This window comes from Paenibacillus sp. Mc5Re-14 (assembly GCF_001049835.1).
GTDB lineage: Bacteria > Bacillota > Bacilli > Paenibacillales > Paenibacillaceae > Paenibacillus > Paenibacillus polymyxa_C.
This window is the reverse complement of sequence record NZ_CVPD01000001.1, coordinates 4,847,386-4,870,874: the sequence shown is the minus strand read 5'-3', so window position 1 is coordinate 4,870,874 and position 23,489 is coordinate 4,847,386. Positions and strand designations below refer to the sequence as shown.

Sequence of the window (23,489 nt, the reverse complement as noted above, 5' to 3'; positions counted from 1 at the left end):
TTTCGCTTGACGAGTAAAGGTGGTCGCCAATTGCGTACCTATAAGGTAACCTTGCCCCCAGGCTTTTATAACTGTTAATCATTACGCCAGCCGCTCTTTTCAGGCTTTCTTTCCTTCCGCCAAATTCAGCATTTCCTGTGCGTGATGCAATGTTTTTTCGGTAATTTCTACCCCGCCCAGCATCCGCGCCAATTCCTTGACACGACCTTCCTCCGTTAGTCCCTCAATTTGAGTCATGGTCCTTCCGTCATGAACATTTTTCTCAATCAGGTACTGATGATCTGCCATACACGCCACCTGCGGCAAATGAGTAATGGAAAACACCTGACAAACGGAAGACAAACGATAAAGCTTCTCGGCTATGGACTGAGCTGCACGACCACTTACCCCGGTATCCACCTCGTCAAAAATGAGCACCGGAATTTGATCATGACGCGCAAAAATACTTTTCATTGCCAACATGATACGTGATAACTCACCACCAGAAGCAATTTTACCGAGTGGGCGAAGTGGCTCACCTGGATTGGGCGAAATCAGAAATTCCGCATTATCTATCCCTTGCTTGGTAGGTCGTACCTTTAGACCTTTATATTCATATCCACGTGGATCCTCAATTGGATCAATACGCACCTTGAGTGACGTTCTTTCCATTTGAAGATCTTTTAATTCCTGTTCTACTTGCTCTGCAAGCTCTTCAGCACAAATTTCACGTGCTTCTGTAAGCTCTTCAGCAATCTCCAGCAAATCCGAAAGCAACTCATCCCGCTTTGCTATGAGCTGCTCCAGCCGCTCATCTTTATTTTCCAACAGATCGGTTTCCTGCTCAATACGGCTATAGTATTCCAAAATCTGCTCTATACTATCACCATATTTTCGCTGTAACCCGGTAATTTGATTCAAACGTTGCTCCACCTCATGCAGCTTGCCCGGATTAAATTCAATATCCTCACGATAAGAGCGTAATTGAAACGCTGCATCCTCCAACTGATAGAAAGCAGATTGAATCTGCTCCGCAATGGGCTGAAGGCTTTTACTGTCGTAGCTCTGAACATCATTTAATCTGGACAACACGTTATTGACCGTATCCAGACCACCTCTCCCACTTAGCAGCTCGTATGCTCCTGATACTCCATCCATCATTTTCTCACTATGGGATAGCTTGACCCGTTCCTCTGCCAATAATTCATCTTCACCCAATTTTAACTCCGCCGCAGCGATCTCTTCCAATTGGAAGCGATACATGTCCAATAGCTGATAAGCCTTTTGACTGGAGCTTTGCAATTCTCTTACTTCTTTTTCCGCTTTGACAAAAGCATTGTAGCGCTCCCGGTAAAGCGCTTTGACTGGACCAATGACCGAGTCACCGAACGTATCCAGCAGCGCAAGATGGCGATCCGCACGCAGCAAGCTTTGATGCTCATGCTGCCCGTGGATATTAACGAGTTGCTCACCTACCTCACGCAGCATCGTTAAATTAACCATCTGACCGTTAATTCGAGATGAGCTTTTCCCCTGAACTGTAAGTTCTCGACGAATCAGCAAATGCTCTTCTGGATTAGCCTTAATCCCTTGTTCCTCCAACGTATTCCAAACGGGATGTTTGACCGGCAATTCAAACAAGGCTTCCATTTCAGCTTTATCGCATCCGTAACGCACTAGGTCAGCAGATCCCCTGCCGCCCGCAATCAGCCCAAGTGCGTCGATAATAATGGATTTACCAGCACCAGTTTCTCCGCTCAATACATGAAATCCTTTATAAAAATGAACATCGACAGCTTCTACGACTGCCAAATTCCGTATAGACAAAGTGACCAGCATCGTTCTTTCACCTCTATGATGTACAAATTAAAACGCCTAATATGCGTACTTTATAATTAGGAAATGTAGCCCATAAGACGATTCACGATAGTTTCACTATTTTCTTCCGATCGGCAGATAATCAAAATGGTGTCATCCCCGCTGATCGTACCCATGACCTCAGACCATTCAATATTATCTAATAAAGCAGCAATCGAGTTAGCTGTTCCTGGCAGGCACTTCATCACAATCAGATTGGTTGTGTAGTCAATATGCAAAAAGTTGTCAACCAATGTACGTTTCAGTTTCTGCGTCGGATTGTAGCGCTGGTCTGAAGGCATCGAATATTTATATCTGCCATCGTCCATTGGAACCTTTATGAGCAGCAGTTCTTTGATATCCCGGGATACAGTTGCCTGCGTGACCTGGAAACCAGCCTCACGCAATGCTTCAACTAAATCATCCTGCGTTTCAATCTCATGTTGTGAAATAATTTCCCTGATTTTAATATGTCGTTGACCCTTCATATAATCCTCCTATGGATTAACCTTCATATTCCTCTTCTTCGAGGTCTTCCACTAATGTAATAAGGCGAATACTTTTCTCGTCCGTATCAACGTACAATACCCCCGCACAGCCCGGATAGAGCAGCAAATAAGGCATAAGCCTGTCCCGTAAATCAGGACCGTTCCACTCCATCGGTTTCTTGCGGCGTGACGTTTTGACCATATATGTCGAACCGTTACGTACAGCTACGTAATCAATAAACAAACGGCTATACACGGTATGTCCATTCACTTTAAAAGCAAGCGGTATTTTCATTTTCCCGCCCACCACTTCATACCCTGCTTCTTCTAGTTGGTCCACAGCAGGTCCTTCGTTCAATTCCTCGTTAATTGGTATCGTTTTTAGCACAAGCGGTCCCGGCTCTTTTAACCAGGCACGCAGGCTATATAAAGCCCATATCCCTAATATCACCCCGATCACAGTGATGATAACCGTATCGTATCGCGTGTCCATGAACCGATCACCTCATGGACATATTCTAGGACAAGATGTAAAATCCCTTTTCTTCATACAGGTACGCTGTACCTGCGACCGGATATTCAATTGGGTTCATCACATCTGTGTGAATGAAAATGAATATCCGCAATTATACATCTCATTATAGGCGAACGTGAGTTCTACAATCAATCCCTCACACCAAAAAGAGGTTCTCTTAAGTTCACAGAACTCATGGAGAACCCCTGAATGTCACTTACGCGATGGGCCATTATTAAAAGTCTGACCTGCTTCCTGAACAGTTTGTTCAATCAGTGGACTGAAATCCATTTTCTCCAGCTGCGATTCTGCCGCCGGAAGCCCATTCAAACGCCAATGCGCTAAAAATTCAATATTTCCTTCGCCACCTGTTATGGGGGAATAGGCCAAGCCTTGCAATGAAAGTCCAAGCTCATGTGCAAACATCAAGATGGTCTGCAGCACTTCTTTATGCGTAGCAGGATCTCGAACCACGCCAGATTTCCCAACCTTTTCGCGTCCAGCTTCGAATTGAGGCTTAATTAGAGCTACAATATCAGCAGGTTGATGCAGCAATGCAAGCAACGGTGGCAAAATAATTCGTAACGAAATAAAAGAAACATCAATACTTGCGAAATTAGGCACAGGACCGCCCAAATCTGCAGGTGTCATATATCTGAAATTTGTTTTCTCCATAACGCATACACGTTCATCATTACGAAGTGACCAATCCAGCTGATTATACCCCACATCAATGGCATACACGTACTCAACTCCATGCTGAAGCGCACAATCCGTAAAGCCTCCGGTTGATGAACCGATATCCAGCATCGTCCTGCCCTTCATGTCCAGCTCGAATTGACGGATGGCCTTTTCGAGCTTCAACCCTCCACGGCTTACATACGGATGCACCGCCCCTTTAACTTTAAGCTCGCTGGAACGTGGTACCTTCATTCCCGCTTTCTCGATCCGTTCGCTGTCCGCCAACACTAGACCTGCCATGATTGCGGCTTTAGCTTTTTCACGGCTTTCAAAAAAACCTTGTTCTACAAGCAATACATCAATGCGTTCCTTCGGAACAGACATGTTAATCTCCCTTTAGGCAGCCAGGCTGCTCTTGTCATACTTTTTATAATATCATGTTGTTTACTTTAAGTTACCCTATACAGATTGCCCCATGCCATATGCTGGCTCAGCAGACCACTTACGCAGCTTTAAGCACACAGCTTCAACGGTAAGTCCCACTTCAGCGCGCTGCTCTTTGATGGAGCCGTGCTCCACAAACAGATCGGGAATCCCCATTAAGCGCACCTGTGCATCTTGTGTTTCTTCTTTAGCGTAAAATTCCAGTACAGCGCTACCCAAACTTCCCGCTTCAGAAGCTTCTTCCAATACGATCAGCTTCGTATGCTGGCGGGCCAGTTCACGCAACATCTCCTCATCCAAAGGCTTGAGGAAGCGTGCATTCACAACGCCCACTTGCATACCCTCACGTTTCATCGCCTCCGCAGCCTCTGTCGCCACTTGGAGCATTGGTCCTGAAGCGATTACAGCGAAGCCCTCACCTTTACGCAGAAACTCCCAACTGCCGATGGGAATAGCCCGCAATTCATTATCCAATGGCACACCAACCACGTTAACACGTGGGTAACGATAAGCAATTGGGCCGTCTTCGTAGTCAAGTGCTGTTTTCATCATATGGCGCAGCTCATTTTCATCCTTTGGCATCATAAGCACCAGATTCGGGATATGACGCAGGAATGCTACATCAAACACGCCATGATGAGTTTCACCATCAGCACCAACAAAACCAGCACGATCAATCGCGAACATCACGTTGGCATTATGACGACAAATATCGTGCACAATTTGGTCATATGCACGCTGCATAAAAGTGGAATACACCGCAAATACCGGCTTCATCCCTTCCATTGCTAACGCTGCACACATGGTTGCAGCATGCTGCTCAGCGATACCGACGTCAATCATACGTGTAGGAAACTCTTTACTAAACGGTACTAGCCCTGATCCACCAGGCATTGCAGGGGTAACCGCAATGATCCGCTCATCCTGTTCAGCCAGCTCAATCAGCGTTCTACCGAAAATTTCTGTATACATCGGATTGCCCACGGCTTTGAGTACCTGACCTGATTCAATTTTGTATGGACTGATGCCGTGCCACTTGTGCGAATCGGCCTCCGCAGGTTTATAGCCTTTACCCTTGGTGGTTACGACATGCACTAATACGGGGCCAGTAACGTTATCAGCCTGCTGAAAAGTCTCAATTAGCTTGGACAAATCATGTCCATCGACCGGACCAAGATACGTAAATCCCAGCTCCTCAAACAGCACACCCGGCACCATCATATATTTAAGACTGTCCTTGACACGGCCAGCCGATTTGGCAAGTTTACCGCCTATAGCGGGTATTTTTTTCAGCAAAACTTCCAGCTCATCCTTTGCCCGCAAATAGTGACGGTCCGAGCGAATTTTGCTCAAATAATTATGCATGGCCCCTACATTCGGGGCGATGGACATTTCATTATCATTCAGAATGACCATTAAATTTTTACGTTCATGACCAATATGGTTTAATGCTTCGAAGGCCATGCCCCCAGTCAATGCTCCGTCCCCGATCATTGCAATAACTTTATTGTCCTCGCCCTTTAAATCTCGTGCCAAGGCCATCCCCATTGCAGCCGAAAGGGAAGTGCTGCTATGTCCAGCTTCCCAAACATCATGCTCGCTCTCGCTTCTTTTTACAAAACCACAAAGTCCATCACGCTGACGAAGTGTATCAAAACGATCCATTCGCCCTGTCAATATTTTGTGCACGTAGGCTTGGTGCCCAACGTCATAAATCATCTTGTCCTTTGGACTGTTATAGCAATAATGCAGGGCGATCGTGAGCTCAACCACTCCCAGATTCGATGCCAGATGCCCCCCAGTCACGGACAGCTTCTCAATCAAAAAGCTCCTGATTTCCTCGGCTAGAGAAGCCAACTCCTCAACCGACAGTGATTTCAGATCGCCTGGTTGCTTTATGTGTGGAAGCAGCACGCATATCTCCCCGCTTTCCTTCAAGTTTGTGTGTAAAGTTAACAAGTATTATATCACACTTTTGGACTGTGCTTAAACGCAGACAAGTCAAACCAGTTCTAATGCTACTAATGATCACGCTTCATCAGGTAATCCGCTATCTCCAGCAAACGCGAAGAATCGGGAATGCCACCTTCTGCAATCACTTTTTTGGCAGACACTGTGAGTTCCTCCACTTGTCGCAGAGATGCGTCCATACCGATGAAATACGGATAGGTAACCTTCTCTTGTTCAACATCACTCTGCGTTTTTTTTCCCATTTTGCTTTCATCGCCTACGAGATCCAATATATCGTCCTGAATTTGAAAGGCCAGGCCCAGATCTCGTCCAAAACAGCGAAGCGCCTCTAGTTGACTCTTGTCTGCCCCAGCAATCCGTCCACCTGCCAAGAGTGAGAAAATGATCAAATCAGCCGTTTTATGAAGGTGGATATATTCCAGTTCCTCGATCCCCGTCATTCCCTGCTCGCCTGACATATCTGCGACCTGTCCACCTACCATACCTCTGGCGCCGCTCATTTCGGATAAATCCTCAACTATGGACAATAGCGCATCGGAAGAAACACCGTGAAGACGACCTGCCTGCACGATGCAATAAAACGCATGGGTCAGCAAAGCATCGCCCGCAAGAACAGCAACCGCCTCGCCGTATACCTTATGATTCGTCAGCTTTCCTCGCCGATAATCATCATCATCCATCGCCGGCAAATCGTCGTGAATGAGGGAATACGTATGTACCATTTCTACCGCACATGCTACTGGCAACGCCGCTTCCCTGCTTCCACCAAATGCTTCCGCAGCGGCGATCAAAAGCAGAGGCCGCAGCCGTTTTCCGCCTGCGGTCAGTGAATAGTTCATAGATTCTCGAAGGACATCTGGAATGTCCCAATGCGCCGGAAACTGCTCGGTCAATGCAGACGAAACTGCATCTGCCGTCACAGCCAAATATTCCTTGAACGACAGTCTATTCAAGCCCTTCACCGCCGTTTTCATCCAATCCGCCACCGAAAGGCTTCTTGCGCAAATCTCCATCCTCTTCCACAATCATTTCAATTTTACGTTCGACCTGTTCCAGCTTCTGGCTGCAAAGCTGAGACAGCTTCATCCCCCGCTGGAACAAATCAATGGCTTGCTCCAGAGGAACGTCCCCATGCTCCAGTTGTCCGACAATTTCTTCTAGAGCGGCCATGGCCGCTTCAAAATTCAATTCCGCTTCATTCGCCACCGTGCTTCGCGTCCTCCTTCATTCCCCATACTTGACAGTCTAACTGCCCGTCACTCACTTTTATCTTGATGGAATCTCCCGGTTGTACATCTTTGAGCGACTTGATCAGCCGTTTCTCCTGCTCATCGTATACCAAGCTGTAGCCTCGGGCCATGACTTTGAGCGGACTCAGCGCATCCAGCTGACGAATTCCGGTATGCAGCTGCTGCCGTCCCGTTTTTGTGATCGCACGCATCGCAGACTCCAGCTGACGTTGTGCCATATCCGTCTGCTTGCGCGCCGAACGAATTTGTTCGCGCGGATTAAACCGCTCTAGTACCTGACGCATACGAGCATTTTTCTCTGCGTTTAAGCGTGAACGGTTAGCTGCTGCGCGGATCAGACGCTGATGCAGCATATCCATCCGCTCTGCATGCTGGAGCATGTAGCGGCGTGGATGCAGCAGCACTGGCGAACGCCGAAGCCTCAGCAAGCGTTCACGACTGGCTTCCAGCCGCTGCCTAAGGGCGTTGCGCAACCGTTGCTCCCGCTGGAGCAGCTGATCCCGAAGCTCTCCCTGGTGAGGCACAGCCAGCTCAGCTGCTGCGGTCGGCGTCGCTGCGCGTAAGTCAGCCACAAAATCGGCAATGGTAAAATCCGTTTCGTGTCCAACAGCCGAAATGACAGGAATGACCGATGCGTAAATGGCACGCGCAACCGCTTCCTCATTAAATGCCCACAGTTCTTCTAAGGAGCCACCGCCCCGTCCGACGATCATCACCTGAACCTCCTGCATACGATTCATGGCTTCAATTGCCTTAACGATCGAGGGGGCAGCACCCTTTCCTTGCACAAGAACAGGATACAACACGATTCCAGCCTGCGGGTATCGGCGTTGAAGTGTGGTGATAATATCACGCACAGCCGCTCCGGTCGGTGACGTAATTACACCGATGGTTGCCGGGTGAGCGGGCAGATTCCGTTTGCGAGCGGTATCAAACAGCCCTTCTGCATCAAGCTTTTGTTTGAGTTGTTCATAAGCCAAATAAAGGCTGCCTATACCGTCAGGCTGCATTTGCGTCGCATAAAATTGATATTGTCCATCCCGTTCATACACGGATACGTTTCCCCGGGCGATAACACGCGTACCTTCTTTTGGTACGAAAGGGAGCCGTCTATTATGGGTCGCAAACATAATCGAACGTATCCGGCTCCCCTCATCCTTGAGCGTAAAGTACATGTGACCACTCGAATGATGCGTAAAGTTAGAAATCTCCCCGCGTATCCATACATCAGACAGCACCTGATCGGATTCCAGTTTCATCCGGATATAACGATTCAGGTCCTTTATAGAATAAATACGTTGTTGTTCAGCCACAGGTAGCTGCCTTTATGCCAAACCGTACGACCGCTTGGCCGCTACGAGCGTATTTTGCATCAGCATTGTAATCGTCATTGGGCCTACTCCGCCGGGAACAGGCGTAATCGGACCGGACACTTGCTTTACGCTCTCAAAATCAACGTCACCCGCCAGCTTTCCGTTCTCCAGACGATTCATTCCCACATCGATAACTACTGCACCTGGTTTTACGAACGAAGCATCAATAAAATTGGCTTTACCGATGGCAACGACCAAAATATCCGCTTGTCTGCTGAGCTCGGCCATATTCGCTGTACGAGAGTGACACATCGTAACCGTAGCATTTTCACGCTGCAGCAATAAAGAGACTGGCTTGCCCACGATATTACTGCGACCAATAACAACTGCATGTTTACCAGCTATCTCTACTCCAGCACGCTTGATTAACTCAATGACTCCAGCGGGAGTACAAGGCAGTAGGCTATCATCGCCGATGACCAGGTTTCCTACGTTTACCGGATGAAATCCGTCAACATCTTTCTCCACTGCAATCGCGTCAATGACAGCTTTTTCCTGAATATGCTTTGGCAATGGCAGTTGCACCAATATCCCATGGATATTACTTTGATGATTCAGCTTATCCACCAGTTTCAGTAATGCTTCTTGCGAAGTATCTGCCGCCAGTCGATGAACCTCAGAGTAATAGCCGAGATCATGACACGCCTTTTCCTTATTTTTAACATACACCTGAGAAGCAGGATCTTCGCCTACCAGTACAACAGCCAGTCCGGGTTGAAAGCTGTGTTCTTTCAAACGAATGACCTCTTGCTGAATGCTTGCCCGGATATCCTGAGAGATTTGTTTACCATCAATGATCGGTGCTGACATGTTTAACCACTCCCCAACCTGATTCAGTAGTCTCTAATTAAAAACGTGCTTTCAATTGCTCCAGCTCTTGTATAACTCGTCCCAGCACACCATTAACAAATTTACCCGATTCCTCGGTTCCAAAGTGCTTCGACAATTCAATGGCTTCATTGACTGCTACCTTGGCTGGAACATCCTCGCGGAAAATCATTTCATATACCGCAAGCCTCAAAATTTGACGATCCACACGTGAAAGTCGGCTGATCTGCCAGCCTTTCAGGTAATCCGCCAACAGCCCGTCAATAGCTTCCTTGTGCTCCCATGTGCCACGCACATGCTCCAAAACATATGCTCTTAACACTTCCGCGTTTTTAATCACAACTTCGGCTTCGTTTTCCTCAGCCGCTTCCTGAAGCAGCATGTCTACAGCTGCCGCCGCATCCACTTCATTCATTTCCATATGGTACATACTCTGTACCGCTAATTCCCTCGCCAGACGTCTTTTCATGCCCTGCCTCCTACGCTTGCCTATATCTATTTTTCATTCTAACCAATTTCCACAAAAAAACCTGTGAACGCATCCTCCAAAACCGTTGGGCGCAAATAAGCTACAGCTGTATTTTGGAGAACACGTATCACAGGGTTCATTTAAAAGGACGCCAACGTTGCGACAACCATTCGCTCCATTCTTTCCAAGGGAGGAATGAACCAAGCGCTGAATCGCTACGTCTTCCTAGCGTATATCCGATGAACACCATCAATGCAAAGAACAACATATTCCAAAAGCCTGCCCACAAATAAATAAAACCGAAAAAAATACCGGCCGTGATCCCCATGATCCGGCCCTTGTAACTTCCCCATATTTCTTTCCAGGGCATCAGGGAAAATCACCTCTATTCCACACGACTCTTAAAGCTTGGTGACTGAGAAACATTAGCGATGTACACCGACACATTGGATACTGGAATTCCTGTAATTTCTTCCACATGGTCGTGTACCCCCTTTTGTACCTCGGAGGTTAACACCGGAATGGAGCTTTCCCCGTCAACAATCGCCCGAATCGTAATATCAAGTCCCGATTCCAACACACGAACGCGTGCTTTCAGATCCTGCATCCCGCGAAATCGGGAAGCCGCTTTGAGGCACAGGTTTTCGATGGTATCCACCGAAATCTGAATGTCTCCATATTCGGTTCGCTGATCAATAGAATGCTGTACGGTTTGGTTCCGTCGAATAGAGATATAAAAAAACCGAAGACTCAATAACAACAGAACTCCTGCAATAATCAAGCTGGTAAACCACACCACTCGCTCATCCTCAATGCTTAAAACATACGGAATGGCCCCGCTCAGGAGGAGGATGGCGAGAATGGAAATAATTCCGATACTTAAGCTGTACAAAAACAGCAGAAGTCTGTCCATAACTTTAGCCACGAAACGCACAGCCTCCTTAAATTAGAGTAAACCCTCGACCCATAAGGGTCGGGGGTTTGTACAAAGTATCGCTCTATTTAACCCGTCCGGCGCCCAGCACTTCCGGCTCTTCTACTTTTTCAGCATTTTTGAATTGAACATCATGAATTTGCACGTTCACTTCTACCACGTTAAGACCTGTCATGTTTTCAATGGAACGCTTAACATTATGCTGAATAGCAGCAGCCACCTCAGGCAGACGGTTACCATACTCAATAATGACGGAGACGTCTACAGCAGCTTCACGCTGTCCGACTTCCACTTTTACACCTTTAGATAAATTTTTGCGGCCTAGCAGTTCGGCAAATCCGCCAGCAAATCCGCCACTCATTCCCGCTACACCTGGTACTTCAACGGTAGCCAGTCCGGCAATGACTTCAATAACTTCCGGGGCAATTTGAATTTCCCCAATTTCTGTACGTTCGAATTCGGTTGGCACTGTGCTCATACCTTCAACACCTTTCGGTCAAAATAAGTTTCATTCCAGCTTTGGATATCAAAGCAGACATGCTCACTTATTATCCATACTATATCATTTGGCGTTCATTATGACAAACTGAGGAAATATACCGATTAAACTTCGTTTTCCTCCAAAAATTTAATATCAAAATCGCCTTCAATAAAGGTCGGATGCTCTAGCAAGCGCTGGTGAAAAGAAATCGTTGTGGGTATGCCCTCAATAGCAAACTCAGCTAAAGCCCGCTTCATTTTGGCAATCGCCTCCTGCCGTGTAGGCGCCCATACAATCAGCTTGGCAATCATAGAGTCATAATAAGGAGGAATGCTATAACCTGGATAAGCAGCGCTGTCTACCCGTACTCCAGGACCGCCTGGAGGCAGATAAAATCCGATTTTACCCGGTGCAGGCATAAAATTACGATCCGGGTCCTCAGCGTTAATGCGGCATTCTATTGCCCAGCCATTAATCGTGACTTCTTCCTGAGTAAAGGAAAGCGGATGCCCTTCAGCGACCGAAATCATTTCTTTAATCAGGTCTACACCGGTAATCATTTCTGTTACTGGATGTTCTACCTGAATACGTGTGTTCATTTCCATGAAATAGAATTTATTGTCCGGGCCAAGCAAAAATTCAAGCGTACCTGCGCCAGAGTATTGAACGGCCAAAGCTGCACGAACAGCTGCCTGTCCCATTTCTTCACGAACATCCTGCGAAAGTACTGGACATGGTGCTTCCTCCAACAACTTCTGACGACGACGCTGTACAGAGCAGTCCCGTTCGCCCAAATAGGCAACATTACCATGCTTGTCCGCGATGATCTGTATTTCCACGTGTTTCATACCGGTCAAATATTTTTCCAGATACACACCCGCATTGCCAAAGGCCTTTTGCGCTTCCTGCTGAGCAGTAGTGATTTGTTGAATAAGGTTATCCTCATCTTCGGCGATACGAATACCTTTACCACCACCACCTGCTGTGGCCTTGATAATGACCGGATATCCGATATCGCGTGCGATGCTGATTGCATCCTGCACATCCTCAACCAGTCCGTCTGAACCTGGAATAACCGGAACCCCGGCATCCTTCATGGTCTGCTTGGCTACAGCCTTGTCTCCCATTTTGTTAATTGCTTCAGGAGAAGGTCCGATAAACGTAATATTGCACGATTCGCAAATTTCAGCGAAGTCTGCATTTTCCGCCAAAAATCCGTAACCTGGATGAATGGCATCACATTCAGTTAATGTAGCAACACTCATCAGGTTCGTAAAATTAAGGTAGCTGTCCTTAGACAACGTCGGTCCGATACAGTAAGCCTCATCTGCGAGACGCACATGTAACGAATCCTTGTCAGCTTCCGAATAAACGGCAACTGTCGAAATATTCATTTCGCGGCAAGCGCGAATGATACGAACTGCAATTTCTCCACGGTTCGCGATTAATACTTTTTGAAATGTCATGACTTTATCCTCCCTGGGAGCAGTCTTGCCGAACCCTCAAAAAAGGGGACAAACAAGCTTCTTACTCCGGTTTCACAAGGAACAATGGCTGGCCATACTCAACCAACTGTCCGTTTTCGGCCAAAATTTCAACAATTTCGCCCTTCACTTCAGCTTCCAACTCGTTCATCAACTTCATCGCTTCAATAATACATACCGTTGTTTTATCGCCTACTTTACTGCCGATACTCACATACGGGGCCGTATCCGGGGATGAAGAACTATAGAAAGTGCCCACCATCGGAGATACGATTTTATGTAGATTGCTTGCATATTCCTTCGGTTCCCCAGCAGTTGCATGTCCAACATCGGACTGTGCTTGTGGATTCGGAATTGCAGCTTGTGGCGCCACTGTATAAGCAGGTGCTGTTACAGGAGCCTGTACCGTAACGATCTCGCTTTTGCCCGGTTTACGGATCATGAGGCGAGTTCCTTCATTTTCAATTTCAAGCTCATGCACAGACGTTTCATCCACCAGCTTGATCAATTCCTTAATCTCGCTTAATTTAAACATCTCTATTAATCACTCCTTCAGCATTTTGCCGGTTGCTGATAACATTTTTGAAACAGCTTTATGTATTATATCACAATCATTAAAAATAGAAAGAGCCCGGGATTGTGCAGAAATCCGGGCTTTTTCGCGTTTTTTGTCTTATTGTGTAACATACTGGACACTGATCTTGTCCTGCGTAACGTTTAATTCCTTCATGACTTTATCGACAATCGTTACCGCTTGCTTAGCATCCAATTTTTCACTCAGAACCACTACTTTGTATTTATCAGCATCTTCCTCGCGGACGACTGCATTGGCGAATTGCTGCTGTAGCTCTTCTTCGATACCGGTAATTTTGGCCTGTTTATCTTCAAGTACATGTAATTCCTTTTGCGCCTCTGCAGCTTTCTGAGGTGTACTATCATTCATTGCCGTAGTCAGCTCGTCATTTTTCTTTTGATTTTCCACATCCCGCTCCAGCAAATAGTTGTCAATCACAGCTGCCGCTGTTGGTTGGGCTGCTTGTTCGTTTGCTACTTGATCAAGTACCTGCTTGTCGGTTTTGGCGCTAGAAGCTGCTTTGTCATCACTTTTAGCTGTCGTGTCTGTCTTAGCTGTAGTTGTGTTTTGATCGGATGCAGTCGATTCAGTAGCAGGGGCGGCGGCTGTGTCTTTACCGGCTTTTGATGATTCTGTTGCTGGATCAGTTGTAGAAGCCGTGTCCTTTGTGGAAGTCCCTGCTGTTCCGTCAGTTACTTCTCCATTGGTTACCACTTCATTTACTTTCAGTTCGTTCATTTGTTCTTCTGCCTTTGACGTTGCTTCCTGGGCAGCATCCTGTTTAACCTTGCTCACCTGCTCGCTGTCTGCCACGGGCGGATTCGCCGGACTAGAGTCCTCCGTAAACAAATAATATGCAGACAGTACCACCATTAAACTCAGCATGGACACCAGCCAAACGGTTTGTCTTTTATTATTCATGTTCTGTCCTCCATATTCATAAGTGGTTTGCAATATTAACTTCTTTGTTCTTAAATTCCATATTATCCCTGCTTACGCGGAACGACTGATATTTTGTATGAAGGTACGTTCAGTCCCTTCTGCACAGCATCTACAATGAGTTGCTTCACGGTAGGGTTTTCTGCCCCCATAGCCACCACAAGCACTCCCCTTACCTGTGGTTTTACTTTTTTGGTAACAATCGGAGTGTGCTGACCGCCCGATGATTCATAGGTGACAATCTCACCATCGCGTGTATATTGAGTAGTGTGCCTTTGTCCACCATTGGCGTCCGTCTCGTTATTTTCTTCCTGCATGTCCTTCACATTCCGTTGAACGATCACTTCTTCGGTAGAGTCTACCGTAACCATGACATCGACGGTTCCTACGCCAACAATCTGCTCCAGCATCTGTTTCATATTGTCCTCAAAAGCCTTCTCGATTCCGGCAAAGGAACTGTCCTCACCTACCGTTGTTTCTAACGCAGGTTCATTTTTCATTACGCCAGGCGGTTCTCTCCCTACGTTTTCCGGGTCGACTTTTTTCACATTAACGAATGAATTAAAGAGCATGATCGCTACACCGATAAGGCCAAGAATAAGTAGCCAACGAAATGAATTGAACTTTTTCGCTCCGTCCCCCCCTCCACCCATCCATTGCTCCAGCTTTTTCCTCCATTTACCCATTTCGGATCACCTCCTGTTACCATTCATGTGTTCCATCCTGCGAATTAATCACCTGAACATGTGTGCTGTCGATCCCCCATTTTTCACGTAGAATGCCTGTGATTAAGCCAAAAGCTTTCTGATCCGCAGGTTTGCCATCCTCTGTGGTTCCGTCAGGACTACGATCATCTTCTCGCGTTCCTTCATTATGATTAGAGGTTTTTGACTGTGTCGGCTCTACACGAATATTCACTGTCTTTTCAGCTACAGGCTCCACGATAACCGGCTTGATATCTGTATCCGGCGGGACGTTTGTGTTTTTTTCTTTTTCTGCCTTCTGCTCCGCCAATTTGACCACTACTGACTGAACACCCGTTCCTGCCTCTAGCCTCGATTCTTTCTGCTGAATCTGCGCAAGGGTCACCTGGACCGACTGAATTGCTAACCCAGTGTACTGCTCCAATTGCCCTTTCATTTCCTTAGCTACCTCTTTGCCTGCCCATTGCATGGAGCTTTGTTCCTGCTGTTGCTTTAGCTTGTTGCCTTTGGCTAAGATTTCCTCCAATGTCGGTTCCCTGTTACCTGTCTCTGCCTGGCGTTGCAGATCCAATGCTCGCCCCAGAACCTCTGAGGGACTGCTGCTCAGCAAGCGCACAATCGGAGACAGCAATGTCAGCAAAACAAGCAGGCTAAGTACGAGTTTGACATACCTTTCCATAGATCGGCTCGGTAAGATCATATCGACAAAAGAAGCCAGCAGCACGATTAGCACTAGTTCCTTGAGCCAGCCTCCCAGCCAGGTCACGTCACTCGCCTCCCTCTCGTTGGATTATGTGCATGTATTCACCTCATCATGACCGTCATGTTGCCTGCTGCGAGCATGACGGTAATCGCAAGGAAGGACATTAATCCCACTGCCGCCAGTGCCGCAAAAACATAAATCATACTCTTGCCGATGGCATCCAAACATTCCACAATAGGCGTATCTCCCAAAGGCTGCATGATTGCTGCGGTCACTTTATAAATGAGAGCTAGTGTCAAAATCTTGAGAGCAGGAAAAGCGCACAGGAACAAAATAATGATGACTCCCACAAGACCGATGGCATTTTTAACGAGCAGTGATGCCGAAATGACCGTATCAGTTGCATCCGCCAGCGCCTTGCCTACCACCGGAACAAAGCTACCTGTAATATATTTAGCTGTACGGATTGTTAATCCGTCAGTAACCGAAGAGGTTAATCCCTGTACCGAAATGACTCCTAGAAAAATAGTCAGAAGCACCCCCAGCACGGCAACACCAGCGTTCCGCAGTAGATCAGCTAACTGGGTCAGCTTGTATTTGCCCGTGAGCGAGTTGACCAAGTACAGCACAGCCGAGAAGAAAAGCAGCGGGAAAACAAGCGTATGAATGACTGTTCCGACCGTGTTGATCATAAATACAATCAGCGGGTGGGTCACCGAAACCGTGACAACGTTACCCATCGAGGCCAACATGGTAAACAGCAAGGGCAACATCGCCATCATGAAATGAATCATGCTGTCAATTGCTTCTTTGGCATAACCAATCGCTACACTAAAGCTATTAATCGCCAAAATGATAATGACCATGTACACGATAGCGTAGGCAACTTTGCTGACCTGCTTGCTTTCAAAAGCGCTTTGCAGCGTTTCCAGTACCATACTCATAATGCTGAGCATGACGATGGTGACGAGCAGCTTGGCATTCACCCGGATTTCATGGATGAAAAAATCAGCTATGGCAATCAACACACCTTTTATGCTGAATCCTTCACCACCCGGAAGCAGCATGTCCATGAAAGAAGGCGTTTTCTGGTCAGGGAAAAATCCGCCGTATTGCTTCATGAGTCCGTCCCAATAATGTTCAACATCATCTTTGGGCATTTGCTCCGCCTGTTGTCTGATCCATTCGTTTGTAGGTGTATCTGCGAAGAGGACCGCAGCCGAGGCGCACCAGAGACATAGCAGCAAAATCACAATAACTTTGAGATTCGGCATGCCCCCCAGCCTTTTCATGGCATCACCCCCTCAGGCGGGCATCAGCTTCAGAATGGTATCAATAATAATGCTGATAATCGGGATTGCGAGTACCATGATGAGTACCTTTCCAGTAAGCTCTATCTTGGAAGCAATACCGTCTTGTCCCGCATCCCGTACGATCTGTGCTCCAAATTCAGCAATATAAGCGATACCGATTATTTTTAATACGGTTTTAAAATAAATCATGTCCATGCCTGAAGACCTGGCCAGTCGCTCCAGCACGGCAACCACAGATCCGATCTTGCCAATCAGCAGCAAAAAAATGACGATTCCCGCAGCTGTTGCAATCAAAAAGGCAAACATCGGCTTCTGTTCCTTGATAACTAAGATGAGGACTGTGGCAACGAGGGCGAAGCCCACCACTTGAATGATTTCCATGTGTTCACCTACTGAAAAAGAAAAATAGATTTGATCTCTTGCAGAAGGTTATCCAGCATTCGCACCACCATGAACAGCACTACAACGAAACCGATGACCGTCACCCAATGGGCCATGTCTTCCTTGCCCATTTGCTTTAGTACGGTATGAATCATAGCGATAATAATGCCAATTCCGGCAATCTGGAAAATTGCGTTCACTTCTAAATTCATTCGAGCACCCCGCTAATAGATCAAAATGACGATCAATGCTCCGATCAGCAGTCCCAGGCTTCTGCTCATACGCTCGTATCTCACCTGATCTGCCTGCGCCTGCGCTTCTTCATGGGATAACTGCTGGATGGTCAGCGCAATGTGCTTGATCTGGTCCTCACGGTCGCTGGTTCCAAGGCTGTAAGCAAGCTGACGCATCGCTTCCTTCTCGGCCTGCTTCATAGAGGAACGGCTCCACGAAACTTCAATCGCTTTATGCAAGCTTTCTCTGGCGGTCAGGCCAAAAGAGGGGTGCATCCAGCATGAGGCTTGCTGAAACAGAGAGCGCAGCGGCTCTCGCAAGGGCTCTCCTGTCTTGGCGAAAGCATCTGGTAACGGAGACACCCCATAAGAAACCTCGGTGGTCAGTCTTTGCAGTGCGAGAATTAACTCTCTGATTTGCTGCGGCCTCATGGCAAATTGCCTTGCCCGCTGCCAGCCTGCCAGTGTGGTGGCTAGTATAACCAAGACAGCTCCCAGCAGCTTAAGCATAGGAGATGCCCCCGCTCTGCCCTTCCCCAGGCAGTGTCAGCCTGCGCTGCTTGGCATCTGCCAGACGAAAAGAGAGGCCCCGGCTCGTCCGCTCCAGCATGACGTAGAGCTGGAACAGCTCCTGTCCTGTAGCTAATCCAGCAAAGGCAGATCGGCTCGCCATTTCAGCCACATCGCGACCATGTGCGGAAGCAATGACTGCGATGCCTGCGTGAAGTGCTTCACGCACCGCCTCTGCATCTTCTGGCCGCCCGATTTCATCAACAATCAGGACATCCGGTGACATCGAGCGAATCATCATCATCATGCCCTCTGCTTTCGGGCATCCGTCCAATACATCGGTGCGAGGTCCGACATCAAAACCGGGGATGCCCTTGTGACTGCCAGCAATCTCAGAGCGTTCATCTATAATACCCACCTTAAGTCCATTTCGTCGCCCTCCGTTGCTTTCCATCCCTCCGTAACTCAGTTGCCGAGCCAAGTCCCTAAGCAACGTCGTCTTGCCATGCTGAGGCGGTGACAAGATGAGCGTATGCCGTATCATTCCAGATTTTCGATCCGCTACATAAGGCAATATCCGATCAGCTATGCCAGGAATGGCCCGAGCAATTCGTACATTAAAGCTGCTTATATCTCGCAAATGCTCTACTCGCCCTCGGTTGAGCACGGTTCTCCCTGCCAAGCCAATACGATGACCGCCAGGGATCGTAATAAACCCTTTGCGAAGCTCCTCTTCCATGGTGTACAGGGAATGATTACTGATAAAATCCAGTAATCGGTGGGCATCCTCGCGGTTAGGCTTATAGGCTTCAACAGGATTCAAAGTCAGCCGACCAGCAGTCGTAACAAAATGATGATCACCATTCGCATTAACTTCCAGCGGCCTTCCTTCCCGGATCCGGATTTCTTCCAGTTGCTTAAATACGGTTTCTGGAAGCCTTCCGAGTATACCGTGCAACGGTTCCGGAAATAACTCCAGCCATTCCATACCAGTGCCGCCCCCTCACAGTTGTCCTTTTTCTTTAAGACAAGTCTATGGCTGACTCTCGCTTTTTATGCCGAAAATATATTGAAAATTCAGTCGAACATTTGCTCACTCCTATCCACGCTCAGCGGACCTTTCCCCCGCTCATTCAAGCCCCTTTCCCTGCTTTATATAATAAAAAAGGCTCCCCCTAAGCCTTGGCGGCTAAGGGATACCCTTAAATAAAAACGCTAGATTTAGAGCAAAAAGAGGCTGCTCCACAGTCTGACTCTCACTGATGGAACAACCTCTTAACCTACTGCTGTATTCTATGATTTATCCATCTATAACTAGGGAGCGTATAATATATCGACCTTTCCCCGTTATAGCGTTTCTCTAAATCATTTGATGTTATTAACGACGGTCTTTAGGTCCGCCCACAAACGCTTGCTCCTCGGTATCCAGATTATAAGCTGTATGCAACGCTTGAATAACCTCATGAAGCTTTCCAGCTTCAATTACACACGATACCTTGATTTCGGATGTGCTTACCATTTTAATGCTAACGCCTTGCTCGGCCAGCACGGCAAACATTTGCGCTGCAACACCCGGGTGGCTAACCATTCCCGCACCTACAATGGATACCTTCACCAGATTTTCCTCAGACGTTACTTCACGGTATGGAAGCTCTCCGCGAATACCTTCCAGTGTCTTAAGTGCAGCTTCACGATCCGTCAGAGCTACTGTAAAGGAGAAATCTGCTTTTCCAGCTTCAACCCCGCTCTGCACAATAATGTCTACATCAATTTTGGCTGCTGCCAGTGTTCCGAAAACTTTTGCCAGTACACCAGGGATATCTGCAACGCCCAAAATACTGATTCTTGCTACATTTTTATCATATGCAATTCCACTGACTACAACGCCTTGCTCCATTACTGCATCCTCCTTTACGACTGTTCCTTCATTATGGTTAAAACTGGACCGCACAATCAACGGTACCCGGTTATGTTTGGCATACTCTACCGCACGGGGATGTAAAACAGCCGCACCTAAATTGGCTAATTCCAGCATCTCATCATAAGAAATTTCTTTTAGCTTACGTGCCACCTTCACAATTCGTGGATCTGTTGAATATATGCCGTCCACATCTGTGTAAATTTCACAGGCATCCGCTTGAATCGCCGCCGCCAGCGCAACGGCCGTCGTATCAGAACCACCACGTCCCAGCGTAGTAATATCTCCATCTGCAGACATCCCCTGGAAACCAGCTACAACAACAATCTTGTTGCTGCTCAGTGCATCCAGCACACGCTGAGGTTGAATATCCGTAATCCGTGCCCGACCAAAGTCAGATTCAGTACGGAAGCCAGCCTGCCATCCTGTAAACGATACCGCTTCATGACCCAGCTGCTGAATAGCCATCGACAACAATGCGATTGAAATTTGCTCGCCTGTCGTCATCAACATATCCAGCTCACGCGCAGGCAACTGCTCATTTAATAATTTAGCCTGGTCAATCAATTCGTCTGTCGTGTCTCCCATTGCGGAAACGACCACTACACATTGATGCCCTTCACTCTGTTTCTCAACGACGCGTTTTGCCACGCGTTTCATGCGCTCCGTGTCACCGACGGAACTGCCTCCGAATTTCATGACATACAAAGACAACGATATTCACTCCCTCAGACTCACAGTATGTAACCTTGAGATGGCACCAAACGATTTGAACGTGACATCCTGCGGCATAACTTTAGTACAGTATAATACGAAAGTGCTGTGTGGAGCCAATGTTTTTTAATATTCCTATATATAAAAATATCCCCCGCCCTTAACAAGGACAGAGGATACCAGAAACTGTAAATTCTATGCGCGTGACATGTATTTGCCGTCACGAGTATCAATTAACAATACGTCATCTTGGTTAATAAACAGAGGAACTTGAACATTCAAACCTGTTTCCAGTTTGGCATTTTTGGTTGCACCTGTAGCTGTATTCCCTTTAATACCTGGTTCTGTTTCAATTACTTTGAGCTCCACGCTGGTAGGCAAGTTGATACCCAGGATTTCTCCGTTGTAGCTTATGATGTTTACATTCATGTTTTCTTTCAGGAAGTTAAGCTCCCATTTCAGTTGATCGCTGGACAATGTAAATTGATCATATGTTTCGTTGTCCATGAATGTGTGATCGTCTGCACTAGCATACAGATAAGATACACCACGATTTTCGATTTGCGCCCGGCCAATTGTTTCACCCGCACGGAATGTACGTTCAACCGTATTACCGTTACGCAGGTTTTTCAACTTGGAGCGTACGAATGCTGCGCCTTTACCTGGTTTTACGTGTTGAAAATCCAGAACTGTAAAAATATCTCCGTCTACCTCGACGGTCAAACCTGTTTTAAAATCATTAACGTTAATCACTAAAATACCCCTCCTACAGGACTGTTATCGTTATTAAACGACTGTAAATTCTTTGCTCGAATGCGTTAATACTTTGATGCCGCTATCTGTAATAACGATATCATCCTCGATCCGTACACCGCCCAATCCAGGCACATAGATACCTGGTTCGACCGTTACAACCATGCCCGGCTCCAGAATATCATCACTTGCCTTCGACAGACGTGTAGATTCATGCACTTCAAGACCCAGACCATGACCTGTACTGTGTCCGAAATTGTCTCCATAGCCATGGCTCGCAATAATATCCCGGGTCAACGCATCCGCTTCACGGCCTGTCATGCCCGGCTTAATATGTTCGAGTGCGTGTAGCTGCGCCTTAAGTACAATATCATAGATCTCGCGCAACTGAGGCGCCAAATCCCCTTGTGTAGCCACTGTACGGGTCAAATCGGAGCAATAGCCATCCAGCAACGCACCAAAATCAAACGTAATCAGCTCACCTGCTTGTACTAACTTTGCACTGGCTACTCCATGAGGCAATGCCGAACGAACTCCGGATGCCACAATCGTGTCAAATGAAGAAGAAGTAGCTCCCTGCTTGCGCATGAAGAATTCCATTTCCAGATCCAGCTCACGCTCGCTGACTCCTGGTTTGATGTAAGGTAAAATGTGTGCAAATGTAGCATCTGCCAAATCCGCTGCCCGTTGCATCACTTCCAGCTCTTCCGCATCCTTGTACACCCGCAGCTTTTCCACAATGCCCGATACCGGAACCAGCTTAATAGGTGACAAATCTTCGCTGTAAGCTTTATGTGTCGCAACAGTTACATCATCCTGCTCAAAGCCTGTTTCGCTAATCTGATGGGAGGACAGCAATTCTTTTACTGTTTCCATGACCTGCGCAGCGTGCTGCACTACCGTAAAGCCTTGGGCTTGTTCGGTCGCTTGTGTCATATAACGAAAGTCAGTCAGCAAATAGCTATGGGATTCTGTAATCAGCACATAACCCGCTGAACCTGTGAAGCCTGTCAAATATCGACGATTGACAGGGCTAGTAATCAGCATAGCCCGCAGATTATGCTCGCCCAGCGCCTGCCGCAACTTTAGCACCCGGTCATTCTTCATCTTCATTCCGCTCCCCTCTGTCAAATAACCAAATGCTATTTTAACACAGGGGATAGGCGCTTGAGAAGTTTTTGTTACGTTCTGCCCCCAGCCTTCTCAGGCTCGCGCATTCTTTCATCCGTATACTCGACTGCAACGGTATATCCGATAAATAGTCCCCACAGTATAAATACACAAACTTCCGTATATATGGAATTCCATGTTAACCGATAAGGAGGGTTCATCATCCCTAACTTAGGACCTGTTAACACAAATAAAACAACCCACCAAATCAGACCGTATATAATACCGGGTATAGGGCCATTAAACCTGCGCAAAATCAAAGTGTACACCAATGACGCTACAACGGACAATGCAATAAAAAACAGCAGCCCTACCAAATGCCCTGCCATGGTATTCATGAACGAATGCTTAAAAAACGGCTCTGCCAGAAAGCCAGGCGCCACTACTGTAAAGTGCAGCGTATAAAACAGCCAGCGCAGCAATCCCCAGAGCAAACCCGCAAAAAAACCCAGCTCAAGTGCAAAGGGAATAAGCGGTGTATGTACTTTGCCTGACTGTTGTCTGCCTCTACTACTGTTGTCATTATGATTACGTTGATCTTGAGATTCGCGAGACTGTTCCTGGTCATGACCTATTTTCGGTATAGAGTAAGTTTCACTCATGTGGTTGGATCTCCTTTCAAAATGCATAAATTTTCTCATGGTAAAGACTCATTGTTATAAGGAAAAGCATGTGTACTTCCACCAGATTCGTGCCTATCCATTTTGAGAGGTAGTATGCTCCAGTGGGGGGTATTTTAACAATGAAATTGAATGGATTTTGTATTCTTTTCGTTGACAAAAATTCAATCCTGTTTCATAATATAATGATGAAAATGATAATCA

At 47.0% G+C, this 23,489-nt stretch carries 27 protein-coding genes; all 27 read right to left on the bottom strand.

Translation table 11 applies throughout. The annotated features are described in order from the left end of the window. Window positions 1–99: 99 nt before the first annotated feature. The 27 genes from recN to BN1546_RS21975 all read right to left on the bottom strand — a co-directional run bounded on the left by recN (window position 100) and on the right by BN1546_RS21975 (window position 23,267). Complete coding sequence (recN, locus tag BN1546_RS22105) at window positions 100–1,818, bottom strand: DNA repair protein RecN (RefSeq protein WP_058711533.1); 1,719 nt, start codon at window positions 1,816–1,818, stop codon at window positions 100–102. A gap of 56 nt (window positions 1,819–1,874) precedes the next feature. After that, window positions 1,875–2,324, bottom strand: a complete 450-nt coding sequence (gene argR, locus BN1546_RS22100; protein WP_013371768.1) for a transcriptional regulator AhrC/ArgR — start codon at window positions 2,322–2,324, stop codon at window positions 1,875–1,877. A 16-nt stretch (window positions 2,325–2,340) separates the two neighbouring features. After that, window positions 2,341–2,817, bottom strand: coding sequence for a hypothetical protein (locus BN1546_RS22095; RefSeq protein WP_058711534.1), 477 nt, complete (start codon window positions 2,815–2,817; stop codon window positions 2,341–2,343). A 234-nt stretch (window positions 2,818–3,051) separates the two neighbouring features. Continuing rightward, window positions 3,052–3,903, bottom strand: a complete 852-nt coding sequence (locus BN1546_RS22090) for a TlyA family RNA methyltransferase (RefSeq protein WP_090738835.1) — start codon at window positions 3,901–3,903, stop codon at window positions 3,052–3,054. A 75-nt stretch (window positions 3,904–3,978) separates the two neighbouring features. Continuing rightward, complete coding sequence (gene dxs / locus BN1546_RS22085) at window positions 3,979–5,877, bottom strand: 1-deoxy-D-xylulose-5-phosphate synthase (RefSeq protein ID WP_090738834.1); 1,899 nt, start codon at window positions 5,875–5,877, stop codon at window positions 3,979–3,981. Between the two features lie 107 nt (window positions 5,878–5,984). Then, window positions 5,985–6,908 (bottom strand): polyprenyl synthetase family protein, encoded by a 924-nt coding sequence (locus tag BN1546_RS22080; protein ID WP_064962911.1) that lies wholly within the window; start codon window positions 6,906–6,908, stop codon window positions 5,985–5,987. Continuing rightward, window positions 6,880–7,140 (bottom strand): exodeoxyribonuclease VII small subunit, encoded by a 261-nt coding sequence (gene xseB / locus BN1546_RS22075; protein ID WP_013371773.1) that lies wholly within the window; start codon window positions 7,138–7,140, stop codon window positions 6,880–6,882. The genes BN1546_RS22080 and xseB overlap by 29 nt, the downstream gene beginning before the upstream one ends. Beyond that, complete coding sequence (gene xseA / locus BN1546_RS22070) at window positions 7,130–8,497, bottom strand: exodeoxyribonuclease VII large subunit (RefSeq protein ID WP_013371774.1); 1,368 nt, start codon at window positions 8,495–8,497, stop codon at window positions 7,130–7,132. Before xseA ends, xseB begins: the two co-directional genes overlap by 11 nt. Before the next feature lie 12 nt (window positions 8,498–8,509). After that, window positions 8,510–9,367, bottom strand: a complete 858-nt coding sequence (gene folD, locus BN1546_RS22065) for a bifunctional methylenetetrahydrofolate dehydrogenase/methenyltetrahydrofolate cyclohydrolase FolD (protein ID WP_013371775.1) — start codon at window positions 9,365–9,367, stop codon at window positions 8,510–8,512. 37 nt (window positions 9,368–9,404) lie between these two features. Further along, a complete protein-coding gene (gene nusB, locus BN1546_RS22060; RefSeq protein WP_013371776.1) occupies window positions 9,405–9,854 on the bottom strand; it encodes a transcription antitermination factor NusB in 450 nt (149 codons plus the stop codon). 136 nt (window positions 9,855–9,990) lie between these two features. Beyond that, window positions 9,991–10,224, bottom strand: coding sequence for a DUF2273 domain-containing protein (locus BN1546_RS22055; protein ID WP_013371777.1), 234 nt, complete (start codon window positions 10,222–10,224; stop codon window positions 9,991–9,993). Between the two features lie 15 nt (window positions 10,225–10,239). Beyond that, complete coding sequence (gene amaP / locus BN1546_RS22050; RefSeq protein WP_040103448.1) at window positions 10,240–10,779, bottom strand: alkaline shock response membrane anchor protein AmaP; 540 nt, start codon at window positions 10,777–10,779, stop codon at window positions 10,240–10,242. Window positions 10,780–10,852: 73 nt separating this feature from the next. Next, window positions 10,853–11,266 (bottom strand): Asp23/Gls24 family envelope stress response protein, encoded by a 414-nt coding sequence (locus BN1546_RS22045; protein ID WP_013310820.1) that lies wholly within the window; start codon window positions 11,264–11,266, stop codon window positions 10,853–10,855. 125 nt (window positions 11,267–11,391) lie between these two features. Continuing rightward, on the bottom strand, window positions 11,392–12,735 hold the full coding sequence (accC, locus tag BN1546_RS22040) for an acetyl-CoA carboxylase biotin carboxylase subunit (RefSeq protein WP_013371779.1): 1,344 nt from the start codon (window positions 12,733–12,735) through the stop codon (window positions 11,392–11,394). A 61-nt stretch (window positions 12,736–12,796) separates the two neighbouring features. Then, window positions 12,797–13,288 (bottom strand): acetyl-CoA carboxylase biotin carboxyl carrier protein, encoded by a 492-nt coding sequence (gene accB / locus BN1546_RS22035; RefSeq protein ID WP_013371780.1) that lies wholly within the window; start codon window positions 13,286–13,288, stop codon window positions 12,797–12,799. Window positions 13,289–13,426: 138 nt separating this feature from the next. After that, the gene (locus BN1546_RS22030) at window positions 13,427–14,248 is read right to left on the bottom strand and encodes a SpoIIIAH-like family protein (RefSeq protein WP_058711536.1); all 822 of its coding nucleotides are present in this window, start codon (window positions 14,246–14,248) and stop codon (window positions 13,427–13,429) included. A gap of 62 nt (window positions 14,249–14,310) precedes the next feature. Further along, window positions 14,311–14,952 (bottom strand): stage III sporulation protein AG, encoded by a 642-nt coding sequence (gene spoIIIAG / locus BN1546_RS22025; RefSeq protein WP_013371782.1) that lies wholly within the window; start codon window positions 14,950–14,952, stop codon window positions 14,311–14,313. A 16-nt stretch (window positions 14,953–14,968) separates the two neighbouring features. Continuing rightward, window positions 14,969–15,736, bottom strand: coding sequence for a stage III sporulation protein AF (locus BN1546_RS22020; RefSeq protein WP_090738833.1), 768 nt, complete (start codon window positions 15,734–15,736; stop codon window positions 14,969–14,971). A gap of 38 nt (window positions 15,737–15,774) precedes the next feature. Beyond that, the gene (spoIIIAE, locus tag BN1546_RS22015) at window positions 15,775–16,965 is read right to left on the bottom strand and encodes a stage III sporulation protein AE (RefSeq protein ID WP_025675014.1); all 1,191 of its coding nucleotides are present in this window, start codon (window positions 16,963–16,965) and stop codon (window positions 15,775–15,777) included. 12 nt (window positions 16,966–16,977) lie between these two features. Beyond that, entirely contained in the window at window positions 16,978–17,367 is a 390-nt protein-coding gene (gene spoIIIAD / locus BN1546_RS22010) for a stage III sporulation protein AD (protein ID WP_013371785.1), read from the bottom strand. Window positions 17,368–17,375: 8 nt separating this feature from the next. After that, the gene (spoIIIAC, locus tag BN1546_RS22005) at window positions 17,376–17,579 is read right to left on the bottom strand and encodes a stage III sporulation protein AC (RefSeq protein WP_010345636.1); all 204 of its coding nucleotides are present in this window, start codon (window positions 17,577–17,579) and stop codon (window positions 17,376–17,378) included. Between the two features lie 12 nt (window positions 17,580–17,591). Continuing rightward, on the bottom strand, window positions 17,592–18,110 hold the full coding sequence (gene spoIIIAB, locus BN1546_RS22000) for a stage III sporulation protein SpoIIIAB (protein ID WP_040103446.1): 519 nt from the start codon (window positions 18,108–18,110) through the stop codon (window positions 17,592–17,594). Beyond that, complete coding sequence (gene spoIIIAA, locus BN1546_RS21995) at window positions 18,103–19,098, bottom strand: stage III sporulation protein AA (protein ID WP_040103445.1); 996 nt, start codon at window positions 19,096–19,098, stop codon at window positions 18,103–18,105. Before spoIIIAA ends, spoIIIAB begins: the two co-directional genes overlap by 8 nt. Before the next feature lie 390 nt (window positions 19,099–19,488). Beyond that, window positions 19,489–20,742, bottom strand: a complete 1,254-nt coding sequence (locus BN1546_RS21990) for an aspartate kinase (protein ID WP_013371788.1) — start codon at window positions 20,740–20,742, stop codon at window positions 19,489–19,491. 195 nt (window positions 20,743–20,937) lie between these two features. Further along, window positions 20,938–21,495 (bottom strand): elongation factor P, encoded by a 558-nt coding sequence (efp, locus tag BN1546_RS21985; protein WP_013371789.1) that lies wholly within the window; start codon window positions 21,493–21,495, stop codon window positions 20,938–20,940. Window positions 21,496–21,528: 33 nt separating this feature from the next. Next, the gene (locus tag BN1546_RS21980) at window positions 21,529–22,602 is read right to left on the bottom strand and encodes a M24 family metallopeptidase (RefSeq protein WP_040103444.1); all 1,074 of its coding nucleotides are present in this window, start codon (window positions 22,600–22,602) and stop codon (window positions 21,529–21,531) included. 74 nt (window positions 22,603–22,676) lie between these two features. After that, window positions 22,677–23,267: a YqhR family membrane protein gene (locus BN1546_RS21975; protein WP_058829765.1), complete on the bottom strand. Its 591-nt coding sequence runs from the start codon at window positions 23,265–23,267 to the stop codon at window positions 22,677–22,679. Window positions 23,268–23,489 lie beyond the last annotated feature (222 nt).